Origin of the sequence: uncultured Dubosiella sp., assembly GCF_964018005.1 — a bacterium.
In the GTDB taxonomy this organism is placed as follows: domain Bacteria; phylum Bacillota_I; class Bacilli_A; order Erysipelotrichales; family Erysipelotrichaceae; genus Dubosiella; species Dubosiella muris.
In genome coordinates this window covers 108,686-119,167 of record NZ_CAXHOA010000008.1, presented here as the reverse complement: position 1 = coordinate 119,167, position 10,482 = coordinate 108,686, and the positions used below count along the sequence as shown (strand labels likewise).

Annotated in this window: 10 protein-coding genes; all 10 read left to right on the top strand. The window is 54.4% G+C overall.

All coding sequences use genetic code 11. The features are described from left to right. A partial coding sequence (locus tag ABNS49_RS07335; protein WP_348688143.1) for a hypothetical protein occupies positions 1-193 on the top strand: 193 nt, incomplete at its 5' end. Positions 194-518: 325 nt separating this feature from the next. Continuing rightward, on the top strand, positions 519-1,547 hold the full coding sequence (locus ABNS49_RS07330) for an aldose epimerase family protein (protein WP_135980049.1): 1,029 nt from the start codon (positions 519-521) through the stop codon (positions 1,545-1,547). A gap of 62 nt (positions 1,548-1,609) precedes the next feature. Next, complete coding sequence (locus ABNS49_RS07325) at positions 1,610-3,748, top strand: hydantoinase/oxoprolinase family protein (protein WP_135980050.1); 2,139 nt, start codon at positions 1,610-1,612, stop codon at positions 3,746-3,748. Between the two features lie 176 nt (positions 3,749-3,924). Further along, the gene (locus tag ABNS49_RS07320) at positions 3,925-4,530 is read left to right on the top strand and encodes a hypothetical protein (protein ID WP_135980051.1); all 606 of its coding nucleotides are present in this window, start codon (positions 3,925-3,927) and stop codon (positions 4,528-4,530) included. A gap of 8 nt (positions 4,531-4,538) precedes the next feature. After that, a complete protein-coding gene (locus ABNS49_RS07315) occupies positions 4,539-5,279 on the top strand; it encodes a M28 family peptidase (protein WP_168353565.1) in 741 nt (246 codons plus the stop codon). A 120-nt stretch (positions 5,280-5,399) separates the two neighbouring features. Continuing rightward, positions 5,400-6,758: a hypothetical protein gene (locus ABNS49_RS07310; RefSeq protein ID WP_288342731.1), complete on the top strand. Its 1,359-nt coding sequence runs from the start codon at positions 5,400-5,402 to the stop codon at positions 6,756-6,758. A 257-nt stretch (positions 6,759-7,015) separates the two neighbouring features. Continuing rightward, complete coding sequence (locus ABNS49_RS07305) at positions 7,016-8,044, top strand: LacI family DNA-binding transcriptional regulator (RefSeq protein WP_168353566.1); 1,029 nt, start codon at positions 7,016-7,018, stop codon at positions 8,042-8,044. Positions 8,045-8,076: 32 nt separating this feature from the next. After that, entirely contained in the window at positions 8,077-8,886 is an 810-nt protein-coding gene (locus ABNS49_RS07300; RefSeq protein WP_135980055.1) for a gluconate 5-dehydrogenase, read from the top strand. A gap of 10 nt (positions 8,887-8,896) precedes the next feature. After that, entirely contained in the window at positions 8,897-9,562 is a 666-nt protein-coding gene (locus ABNS49_RS07295; protein WP_135980056.1) for an RpiB/LacA/LacB family sugar-phosphate isomerase, read from the top strand. Beyond that, positions 9,553-10,419: a 5-dehydro-4-deoxy-D-glucuronate isomerase gene (gene kduI, locus ABNS49_RS07290; RefSeq protein WP_135980057.1), complete on the top strand. Its 867-nt coding sequence runs from the start codon at positions 9,553-9,555 to the stop codon at positions 10,417-10,419. The genes ABNS49_RS07295 and kduI overlap by 10 nt, the downstream gene beginning before the upstream one ends. The last annotated feature ends 63 nt before the right edge of the window (positions 10,420-10,482 follow it).

Below are 10,482 nucleotides of genomic sequence, written 5' to 3'. Positions count from 1 at the left end.
GTTGTGGAAAGAGAAAGAAGGCGTGTTTCTGGTTTTGAGAGATCGAACGACCACCTTGCCGCTGGCGAGGTTTTTTTATTTATTCAAACAAGCGGGAATGGCTTTTTTCAGCCTTTTCTCGCTTGTTTTTTTTTCTTTGAAGAAAAGCGGAAAAATTTCTGAAATTTATGTGAGCATTTTACGTGCACTCTAAGCTGTAAGGGCTTACACTAAGAGCCGTAAACAAGCCAAAGCAGAAGTAGCCGCATCGTCTAAAAGGCGGATGCGCATTCCCTGCGTTTTTATTCACGCAATGATTTTATTCTCCTCTTGATATAAACTAGTTTACTTTTCAGAAGAGAGGAAAAAGAGCAAGTGGATGAAAACAGTCCTCCTGCATGTGTAAGTACTTACAGGAAAAAAAGAATCAGGATTTTGGCAAAGGAAAACGAAACAGTTCTCATCCATTGGGAGAAGAGCGGATTTTTTTCACCAGGAGATAAACTAGTTTACTTCGTTTTCACTCGATAGAGGTAGGCATGAAAAAACAATTTGGACACAATCAGCATGGCGAACCGGTAACGCTTTATCTTCTCGAAAACGATCGTTTTCGAATCGCGGTCACCGATTACGGCGCCACTCTCGTTTCTTTTATCGACAAGAACCGGGACCTTGAACTCGTCGCGGGCTTTGACGACGTGGAACACTATGTACAGCATACCGCCCATTTCGGGTCCACGATCGGCCGCGTCGCCAATCGAATCAAAGACGCAAAATTTGATTTGAATGGAAGAACTTACCATGTGAGCGCGAACAAAGGCAACAATTCGCTCCATGGAGGCGCGGTTGGATTCGACAAACGAATGTTTCAAGGCCGCGTGGAGGACAACCGTATCGTTTTGACGGCAACCAGCCCCGATGGCGAGGAAGGATATCCGGGCAATCTCCAAGTCCAGGTCACCTATCGTCTGGATGAACGCGGCATCCACATCGAATGCGAAGGCGTATCCGATCAAACGACGCTCTTTGGCACGACGAACCATTCCTACTTCAACTTAAACGGGAACGGGTCGATCGCCGGGCACCGGGTACAGCTGTTCGCTGACGCCTACGCGCCCAACGATGAAACCGGTACGGCGACAGGCGATTTGGTTTTGTGCGAAAACACTCCCTTCGATTTCCGGAACGAAAAGGAAATCGGCGCGGACTTTAACAGCGCCGACGAGCAAATCCGAATGACCCGCGGTTATGACCACCACTATTCGATTCAAGGAAGCGGCTTGCGGACGATGGCCGTGTGCCGGGCCAACGGGCTGCGGCTCGAAACCCGCTCCAACTTGCCGGGTATCCATTTTTACACCGGAAACTTCCTGGATGGAAGCTACGTCGGTCACCGAGGAGTCGCGTATGGATACCACGAACGGGTATGCTTTGAACCCGAGTACTATCCCAACGCGATTAATTATGAAACGCACGAAAAACCGGTTTTGAAAGCGGGAGAGCACGCGGTGCAAATCATCGAATATTGGCTCGATGACGACAAGGAGGAGGAATCCTCGACATTTTAAACAATAAGTAAACTACTTAACTTCATTCATAAAAAAGTACGATCAATTAGGAGGAAACAACCATGAATCAAACATCCCGGAAAGTAAGAATGGGAATCGACGTCGGCGGCACGTACACCAAGTGCGTGGCCATGGACAACGAAACCCATGAAATCATTGGAAAAAACGAAGTGAAAACGACCCACGACGCCAAAGAAGGAGTCGCCCTGGGCGTTGTGCAGTCGTTTGAAAACTGTTTGCGCGAAAACGGCATTTCACCCGACGACGTCGTTTTTGTCGCCCACTCGACAACGCAAGCCACCAACGCCTTCATCGAAGGCGACGTCGCGCCAGTCGGCATCATTGGCGTGGCCGGAGGCGGGGTGGAAGGGCTGCTGGCCAAACGGCAGCTACGCCTCAAAGACGTGGTTCTCGATGAGAAAACCGGTAAGAAGATCCCGATTTGCAACGAGTACATCCCCAAGAAAAAACTATGCAAAGAAACCATTCACAGCGCCATTCAAAGCTTGTCTGGACAAAACTCGGAAGTCATCGTCGCTTCGATGGCCTTTGGTGTCGACAGCCAGGACGAGGAAAAGATGATTTACAACGAGGCGACAAGCCTGGGCTTGCCGGTTACGATGGGCTCCGACATCACGAAGCTGTATGGGCTGACCCGCCGGACGAGAACCGCCGCCATCAACGCGTCGATTTTGCCAAAAATGGTCGCCACCGCCAACGCGACGGAAAATTCCGTAAAAAACGCGGGCGTCAAAGTGCCGCTCATGATCATGCGCGGCGACGGCGGCGTCATGGAAATCAGCGAGATGCGCAAACGCCCGATCCTGACCGCCTTGTCCGGTCCGGCGGCGTCCGTCATGGGCTCCCTCATGTACTTGCGCGCGTCCAACGCGATTTATTTCGAAGTCGGCGGCACGACGACGAACATCGGCGTCATTAAAAACGGCCGTCCGGGTGTCGATTACGCCAACATCGGCGGGCACGACACGTACATCAACTCGCTGGACGTCCGCATTCTTGGCTGCGCGGGCGGTTCCATGATTCGAATCAACGACAAGGACGTCGTGGACGTCGGCCCTCGTTCGGCCCACATCGCCGGCTGCGACTACGCCTGCTTTACCGATCCCGATGAAATCGAGGATCCGCAAATCGAACTTGTCGCGCCAAAAGACGGTGACCCGAACGACTATGTCGTGATCCGGCTGAAAAACGGCAAACGCATCACGATTACGAACACCGATGCCGCCAATGTGCTTGGACTCATTGACGAAAAGTACTTCGCTCACGGAAACGCCGAAAGCGCGCGCAAAGCGATGCAGCCAATCGCGGACCGGCTGCAAATCACCGTCGAGCAGCTCGCCGAGAAAATCTTGGAAAAAGACTACGAGAAAGTCAGCGCCTGCATCAACGCGCTGGCCGAAAAATACCATTTGGATCACGACGCCATGAAGCTGGTCGGCTGCGGAGGCGGAGCCGCCTCGCTCGTTCCGTATTGCGCCAAAAAGATGGGCCTGCAATACTCGATCCCGGAAAACGCGGAAGTCATTTCCTCGATCGGCGTGTCTCTGGCCATGGTTCGCGACGTCATCGAGCGCGTCATTCCAAACCCAACCGAGGAAGACATCGCCGCGATGAAAAAAGAAGCCATCGACGCCTGCATCGACTCGGGCGCGGCGGCCGACACGGTCGAAGTCCATATTGAAATCGACAATCAATCCGGCAAGGTGACCGCCATCGCGACGGGATCCACCGAAGTGAAAACGACCGACTTGCTCAAAGAGTGCTCCCAGGAGGAAGCGCTTGAACTGGCGCAAGCCGACTTTGGTGCCGACGTCACGGACATCGAATGCGCCTGCAAGACCGACAACTTCTATGTCTTCACCGCGAAAAAAGGCGAAAAGACGCCAATTCGAATCATTGATAAAAAAGGATTCATCCGCGTGCAGTGCTCGAACGCGAAAGCGGTCTGCACGCCAGCCAAGGACTATCAAAGCGCGGTGGAAGCGATGTGGGACGACCTGGCTATTTACAAATCCGAAACGATTTTGCGGCCGGACTACTACTTGTGCATCGGGCCACGGGTTTGCGACTACAGCGCGGTGGATTTGAATCAAAACGAGTTGCTGATGAATTTGGACATCCAGGATCGGGATCCAATGGAAGAAGTGCTCGTGATCGGTGACTGCAATGACATCTTCTAAACCAAGAGGCTCTTCGTTGCAAAAATACGTGGAACGCATTGGAAAATCGCTTGCCGGAAAACCGAATTTTTCGATACCGGACGTCGCGATTCGCCCCGTTTCGCGCATCGTGCGCGATTTAACGAACATTCCCCAGGCGAACTGGTGGCGGGCGGTACGCTTTTTCCCGCGAGCCGATGAATGGCCGCTTTTGCGACGAGGAACGTCAGGATATGTACCAGCAAGCCGTGGCGTGCGGAGAACGATACGCCCAGGCGTGTCAGGAACAATACGGGACGATTCCGATGGAGGAGCTCGCGGAAAAGCTCGGCTTGGACCTTGTGTTCCAGGACCGGCCGCAAAGCAGCTCCCGCATTGTATTCGCCGATTTTCAGGAACCGGGAACAATCCACGTGTATGAGGACGGGCTGGAAAAAGGAGAAGCGCTGCTCGCGCAGCCGGATGTGAAAAACGCGTTTGGCTGCGACGTGGACATCGCCTCGGTACTGATCGCGCACGAGTTGTTCCACGTGCTGGAACTGCGCGATCCCGCCATTTGGACCCGGACGCATTCCGTCGTGCTTTGGAAAGCGGGCTGGTTTACCAACCGCAGTCCGGTCGCGGTCCTTAGCGAGATCGCGGCGATGGCCTTCGCCAAACGGATGACGGGGCTGCCGTTTTCCCCTTACGTGCTGGACGCCTTTCTCGTCTACGGCTATTCGGAAAGCGCGAGCAGCGCCCTCTATGAGGAAATGAGCCAGGCGGCTCAGCCGCCCGCTTCCGGGTTCAAGCCGCAAGCATGAGCGAACCCATGAAAGAAACCGTCCGGTATTTGGCCGGGCTCGATCCCTCGACGCGCCGCGAGCGCCTATGCCGGCTTTTGAAAGAAAAAGGCATTCCCTGCCGGCCCCAGCAAGACGCAGACGCCATAAATTTGCTCGCTGGCGACTTCGACGATTCGCGCGCGCTGCCGATGTTTTGCGCGCATTACGATGTCGTGCCCGGCAGTTCGGGAGCCAACGACAACCTCGCGTCCGTCGCGGTGTTGATCCGGCTGCTTGAGCGCGCCGCGGGTACTTGCCGGGTGGCCTTTCTGGATGGCGAGGAGCGAGGGCATACCGGCGCAAACCTGTTTTGCCAAACCATGGACAAACGATGCGTGTCCTGTCTTGTCGTGCTCGACGTGTGCGGGTATGGAGAACAGGAAACGTACCGGATTCGCAAAGGACGGTTCCACTCGTATTTTCGAAAACTGACCGCGGGGCAGCCGCGAAAAAAATACCATCCGCTTTCTTTGGCGAACTTGCCGGAAAGCGACGATGGCGCACTCGTTTCGATGGGTGTGCCGGTCATGCTGGTGAGCATGATGCCTGCAAGCGACGCCCAATCGCTGCAAGCCACGCAACGCGGCTTCCCTTCCTTGGGCCAGACGATGGAAGCGCTGGAAGTCGTCCAGACGATCCACGGCGGTTCGCTCGACGATCCCGAACACGTGTCGGAGGCGAGCATGAACCACGTGCTCTGTCATCTGCTGGAAGGATTGATTCAATAGCAGCGCCAGAAACTGTCCAAAATCCGGGAGACAGTCGCTGGTTCGATGTTATAAAGAGGCGCACGAAGAAATTGCGATTCGCGCCGTTCGTAGTAATGATTACAGGAGGATACAAAAACTATGAGTAGCATCATTATTGGTATCTTGCTTCTGCTTTCCTTGATCGGATTAATTTACTATGCCGTAAAGGGAAAGAACTTGATGGTAGGATTCCTTATTATCACGACACTTTGGCTTGTTTTAGTGCTGGTCGGTAACGCCCTTTCGCCCAATCCGCAAATGGCGGACATGTCCGTTATTGATATCATCGGCAATGTCTATCAAGCCGGGCCGGAAGGCTATGCGAAATCCATTCTCGTCAATATCTTCTTCGGCGCTTTCTTTGGCCGGGTGCTGATCGAGACGGGCATCGCTTCCACGCTTATTCGCAAAGTCGTCGAACTAGGTGGCGACAAGCCAAAAATTACGATGGGCCTTCTGTGCTTCGTGGTTCTTCTGTGCTTCACGTCCATGACGGGAATCGGGCCGGTCATCGCCATCGCCGTCATCGCGCTGCCAATCATGCAGGCGCTAGGCATTCCGTCCAGCATCGCCCTCTTTAGCTTCATGGGCTCGATCATGTGCGGTATTTTGGCCAACGTGACAAACTTTAAACAATATCAAGGCATTTTGGATGGCATGGAGCCAGGCAAGTTCGCGGACGCGGCGTACACGTTCCAGGACTACTTCCACTTTGGCGCCATCGCGGCCGTCGTCGCGTTCGCCATCGTCATGATCGTATCGTGCGTGGCGCTGTCCAAACACGCCAAATCCCACGCCTGGGCGGCGGTGACGCCAAACAGTCAGCCGCAAGGTGACGCGCCGGCGATTTCCTGGATTTCCGTGATTTTGCCGATCCTGCTCGTCGTGATCTGCAAGCTGCAAGTCATTCCGGCTTTCTTCGTTTCCGCTTTGTTCGCGTTGCTGACGTGCGGAAAGCTGAAAAACGGCTACGACAAAATCGCGCAGCTGATTTCCAAGCTCTTTACCGATGGATCGGTTGACGTGGCCCCAATGATTGGCTTCCTGCTGACCCTGGCGATGTTCAACAACGTCGCCGTCTACGCCGGACCATATTTTGAAGCCATTATCGGCGACATCTTCCCGCACAGCGTGCTGGGCCTGACGCTTTTGATGGCCGTGCTCATCCCGGCCGGCTTCTTCCGCGGGCCGACCAACCTGGTTGGATGCGGTACGGCGGTCGCTGTCGTGATTCTTGGCGCGACATCGAATTTGCCGGTCACGTTCCTGTACCCGCTGTTCGCGATCACGACGATCGTTCCACAGCATTTGGACATCACGCAGTCGTGGGTCGCCTGGGGACTTGGCTATACGAAAGTCAGCTCGAAGGGATTCATGAAATACACCATCCCGGTTGGATGGGCGATTGGCGCTTTGCTGCTGCTCATGAACTACTTTATGAACGGAATGGGCATTTAATCCAGTTTTATTGATTCCGCGAGCGGATTGCGGGCCAAAGGATGATGTATCCCGGAACACCATCCTTTTCCTGCATTGTGCGCGAATCAAAAAAAGCGGTCAATTTGCCGGAAAAGGTGTAAAATTAGAACAAATAAAAATTTCTGTTTTGTTTGAATACAAACGGAAAACGGAACGGGCCGGACAGCCAGGCCAACGGGAAACTGCTTTACATCCCCATGGATTCCGATCACAAACGAAAGAGGATAAAGGTAGTTATGCGAAAAAAAAATTCGATCACAATCGCGGATATCGCGAAAAAAGCGGGCGTGTCCAGGACGACGGTTTCGTTTTATTTGAACCGGAAATTCGAGAAAATGTCCAGCAAGACCCGGGACAAAATCGAATCGGTCATTGAAGAAACCGAATTTGTTCCCAATGTTTTGGCTCGTTCTCTCAACAACAAGCAGTCGTATTTGATTGGCGTCCTGCTTCATTCTCTGGATTCCAAGGAAAAAGCGGGATTTTTGGAAGGCGTCGAGGACTGCCTGAAAGAAAACAACTACCAAATGATCGTGGCGCTGTCCGGCTGGGATCTGGACGAGGAACGCCGCCAAATCGAAAAGATGAAGGCGCTTGGCGTCGACGGGTTTATCGTCAGCCCAAGCGACAGCTTCGACTTGTTGTGGAACACGCTCAAAAGTCCAAGCCCTCTGGTCGTCTACAACCCTTCGCATGTGTCGCCTTACCGCTACTGGGTGCGCACCAACGACTACGAGGCCGTGTACGACGCCCTCGACCAGGCCGTCGACGCTGGCTACAAGCGGTTCATTCTCGTCAGCGAAGAGCCGGGAAAGCACGGCACCATCGCGCAGCGCTGCCGGGCCTTCGACAGCGTCACCCGGCTGCGCCATCGCGCGGCCACGGCGCTGTATGTCGCCGATCCGGACGACACGACCTCGCTGGAGTACCGGCTCGTGCAGCAAATTCGAATCGACGAGCCGACGTGTTTTTTCGTCACGACGCCGGCGCTTTTGCGGGCGGTGTACCTCGTGTTGCGCCGGTACCGCGAGCTGATGCCCGAGTCCATCGGCTTGATTGGAATCAACGCGCTCGAATGGGCGGAAATGGTCGATCCGCCCGTGACGACGATCGTGCAGCCCGCCTACGAGGCCGGGTTCCACGCCGCGCGGCTGCTTTTGGACGGGATCCTGGAACAAAACAAGGAGCTGCCTTGCCGGATTTTCCCGTGCCGGCTCCACGCGCTGGGCTCGACGCGAAACGTCAAAAACAAGAAAGAGGAATAAAATCATGAACACAATCCTGGAGGAAAACCAATATGAACACATACATTGACCAGCTATTCGGGCTGGAAGGAAAAGTTGCGCTTGTAACCGGCGCCACGCATGGCATCGGATTTGGCATCGCGGTCGCGCTTGGCAAAGCGGGCGCCACCATTTGTTTCAACGGCCGGAGCGAGGAAAAAAACGCCCAGGCACTCGCGGCGTATGCCGAACAAGGCCTGCATGCCCATGGCTATGTTTGCGATGTCACGAAGGAAGACGACGTGGCGGCGATGATCAGGCAAATCGAATCCGAAGTCGGAACGGTGGATATCCTCGTCAACAACGCGGGCATTATTCAGCGCACGAGCATGCTGGAGATGAGCGTGGCGGATTTTCGCAAAGTCGTCGACGTCGATTTGACCGGTCCGTTTATTATGGCGAAAGCCGTTTTGCCGGGCATGATTCAAAAAAACGCAGGCAAGATCATCAACATTTGCTCGCTGATGTCCGAACTGGGCCGGGAAACGGTGGCCGGATACGCCGCGGCCAAAGGCGGACTGAAAATGCTGACAAGAAACATTTGCGCTGAATTTGGCGAACACAACATTCAATGCAACGGAATCGGTCCGGGCTATATCGCAACCAGTCAAACCGCGCCGCTGCGCCAGCCGCAAGCCGACGGGTCCGCCAATCCGTTTGACGCCTTTATTTTGGCGAAAACGCCCGCGCACCGCTGGGGGACGCCGGAAGACTTGGAAGGCCCTGCCATCTTTTTGGCGTCGAAGGCTTCGGATTTTGTGAACGGACACATTCTTTACGTGGATGGCGGCATTCTGGCCAGTCTTGGCCGGACGCCGCAGTAAAGGAGGCCGTATGCGAATCGCGTTGATCAATGAAAACTCGCAAGCTTCCAAAAACGCGGCCGTCGAGCGCGCGCTCAAAAAGGCGGTCGCGCCGTATGGCTACGAAGTCGTCAACTATGGCATGTTCGACGAGCAGGACGAGGCGCTGACGTATGTGCAAAACGGCATTTTGGCGGCCATCCTGCTGAATTCAGGCGCGGCCGACTATGTCGTGACGGGCTGTGGAACCGGCCAGGGCGCGATGCTGGCGTGCAACGCGTTTCCGGGGGTTTTATGCGGACACATCGAAGATCCGCTTGACGCGTACACGTTCGCCCAAATCAACGACGGCAACGCTATCGCCTTGCCGTTTGCGAAAGGCTTTGGCTGGGGCGGCGATTTAAACCTCGAATATATTTTTGAAAAGCTTTTTTGCGAACCGGCCGGACAAGGCTATCCAAGAGAGCGCGCCATTCCCGAACAGCGCAACAAGCAAATTCTCGATCAAGTCAAAGCGGTGACGTGTCAGGACTTGAAGGCGATTTTGCCGCAGCTCGACGCGCAGCTTGTGCAAGGCGTCATCGGGCGGCCGTCGTTTCAGGCGCGGTTTTTCCAGGATTGCGCCAGCGAAGAGTACGCGGCTTTGATTCGGGATCTAATTCAGAAAAATGGAAAGGACAATTCGCAATGGAAGTAAGAACGGCTTGCTCACCGCAAGATGAAAAACATTACGACACGAAACGGCTTCGCGAGGAATTTTTAGTGGAAAAGCTTTTTTTCGAAAATGAAATCAAGCTTGTGTACAGCCACATCGACCGCATTATTTTTGGCGGGGCGATGCCGGTTGGCCGCGCCCTGAAGTTGGAAGCGGGCGACGAGCTACGCGCGAACTATTTTTTGGAACGGCGGGAGCTGGGCCTCATCAACATTGGCGGCCCGGGCGTCGTGACGGCGGATGGCGTCGCGTACGAAATCGGCTCACGTGACGGGTTGTACCTTGGCCAGGGAACCAAAGACATCGTCTTTGAAAGCGAGAGCGAGGAAAATCCGGCCAAGTTTTACTTGTGTTCTGGTCCGGCGCATCGCTCGTATCCGGCGAAGCGGATCTTGAAGGATAAAAAAGCGGAGCAGCCTTACGACGTAGAAATTTTGCCGGAAAACAAAAAGGAGCTGGGCACGCTCGAGGATTCGAACCACCGCACCATCAATAAATATATTTTGCCCGGCCAAGTCGAATCGTGCCAGCTCGAAATGGGAATGACGCATTTGGAGCCGGGCAGCGTATGGAACACGATGCCTTGCCACACGCACGACCGGCGCATGGAAGTGTACTTGTATTTCGACTTGCCGGAAGACGCGTTCGTCATGCATTATATGGGCGAGCCGCAGGAAACCCGCCATTTGGTCGTGCGCAACGAGCAGGCGGTCATCAGCCCGTCCTGGTCGATTCACGCGGGCAGCGGATCGCGCAACTATACGTTTATTTGGGGCATGGTTGGCGAGAACCAGGATTTTGACGACATGGACGAAGTGTTGATGAAAGACCTTCGCTAGACATTTTCGATCCCTTACCGTTTAGGCAAGGGATCTTTTTTGCATGAAAAAAGAACAGCAGTC

Excerpts from the sequence above, each read along its gene's own strand:
- ABNS49_RS07310 (WP_288342731.1), top strand. The coding sequence starts at position 5,400 with ATGAGTAGCATCATTATTGGTATCTTGCTTCTGCTTTCCTTGATCGGA.
- ABNS49_RS07320 (WP_135980051.1), top strand. The coding sequence starts at position 3,925 with ATGAATGGCCGCTTTTGCGACGAGGAACGTCAGGATATGTACCAGCAA.
- kduI (WP_135980057.1), top strand. The coding sequence starts at position 9,553 with ATGGAAGTAAGAACGGCTTGCTCACCGCAAGATGAAAAACATTACGAC.
- ABNS49_RS07325 (WP_135980050.1), top strand. The coding sequence starts at position 1,610 with ATGAATCAAACATCCCGGAAAGTAAGAATGGGAATCGACGTCGGCGGC.
- ABNS49_RS07315 (WP_168353565.1), top strand. The coding sequence starts at position 4,539 with ATGAAAGAAACCGTCCGGTATTTGGCCGGGCTCGATCCCTCGACGCGC.
- ABNS49_RS07295 (WP_135980056.1), top strand. The coding sequence starts at position 8,897 with ATGCGAATCGCGTTGATCAATGAAAACTCGCAAGCTTCCAAAAACGCG.
- ABNS49_RS07305 (WP_168353566.1), top strand. The coding sequence starts at position 7,016 with ATGCGAAAAAAAAATTCGATCACAATCGCGGATATCGCGAAAAAAGCG.
- ABNS49_RS07330 (WP_135980049.1), top strand. The coding sequence starts at position 519 with ATGAAAAAACAATTTGGACACAATCAGCATGGCGAACCGGTAACGCTT.
- ABNS49_RS07300 (WP_135980055.1), top strand. The coding sequence starts at position 8,077 with ATGAACACATACATTGACCAGCTATTCGGGCTGGAAGGAAAAGTTGCG.